The organism is Sinomicrobium weinanense (genome assembly GCF_018863395.1).
In the GTDB taxonomy this organism is placed as follows: Bacteria; Bacteroidota; Bacteroidia; order Flavobacteriales; family Flavobacteriaceae; genus Sinomicrobium; species Sinomicrobium weinanense.
Genome location: NZ_JAHKRR010000028.1, coordinates 1 through 1,219 on the forward strand (window position 1 = coordinate 1; position 1,219 = coordinate 1,219).

Below are 1,219 nucleotides of genomic sequence, written 5' to 3' on the forward strand. Positions count from 1 at the left end.
TGTAAGGCTCCCCTAAACAGAAGCACTTTCAAATATAGTATTTTCCCTTAAGTGTTGGTCGATTATAAGGGAGGCAAACCGCGTTTTGCTTCGTTGTACTATAAAATCTACTGGTGTTTTATATCCCAAAGATTTGTGTGGCCTAACATTATTGTAATTCCATAACCATGTTTGTGTTTGGTCTCTGACATGGTTTAATTCAAAAAACAAATGCGCATCTAAAACCTCTTTTCTATAAGAGCCGTTAAACCGTTCTATCAAAGAGTTCTGAGTAGGCTTTCCTGGTTGTATGAAACATATCTTGATCTTATGCTTACGCGCCCAGGAGTCAAATACAGCTGAAGTAAACTCAGGGCCATTATCCACCCTTACCACTTGAGGGGCACCTCTCCACTGAATGAGTTTATCCAGATCCCGTACAATACGTCGGGCACTCAAAGAAGTGTCAATCCCTATCATAAGAGCTTCCCTGTTATGATCGTCAATCACATTAAATGTTCTAAAACTCTTCCCACTTATCAAGGTATCCTGCATAAAATCCATACTCCAGGTAATATTACAGTTCACAGGTATGATATGAGGTACTTTGACACGGGCAGGGAGCCTTCTCTTGCGTTTTCGCCGAATGTTGAGGCGCATCATTACATAAACCCTATAAACCCGCTTATGGTTCCACAGATATCCTTTGGCCCGTAACAAGTAAAACATCTTTTTAAAACCATAAGTAGGATAAGCCTCGGCCAATTTCTCTAATTCATCTATGATCTGTCGATCTTCTGTCTTGGATCTAAAACGATAATAGTAAACCGATAGGCTTAGGTTGAGTGCTGTACAGGCCCGCCGGATACTTAAGTGTTCCTCTTTGACTAAATATCCAACTGCTGCTCGTTTATCGACAGGCCTTAGAGCTTTTTTTCGATCAGGTTTTTTAAGGCATTGTTTTCTAAAGCAAGATCGGCATACATCCGCTTGAATTGAGACAGTTCTGCCTCCATCTCTTTCATTTTCTTGAGTTGGCTGGCGTCCATACCTCCAAATTTACTCTTCCAGTTATAAAAAGTAGCCTGGCTGATGCCATGCTCCCGGCAGAGGTCTGTAACAGACTGTCCGGCTTCCTGAGACTTTAAGATCTTGATGATCTGTGTTTCGGTGTGTCGTGTTTTTTTCATTACCCTAAATTTAAACGTTTTTCTAATTAAGAACGCTTTGTTTTTTAGGG

General features: G+C 40.8%; 1 protein-coding gene. It reads right to left on the reverse strand.

Going from position 1 to position 1,219, the window contains the following annotated elements:
- Positions 1-12: 12 nt before the first annotated feature.
- Positions 13-1,169 (reverse strand): IS3 family transposase gene (locus KN811_RS21745; RefSeq protein ID WP_425596713.1). Its coding sequence is split into 2 segments (ribosomal slippage): positions 13-908 and positions 908-1,169, totalling 1,158 coding nucleotides; the frame shifts between segments, so codons are not numbered across the junction.
- Between the last annotated feature and the right edge of the window lie 50 nt (positions 1,170-1,219).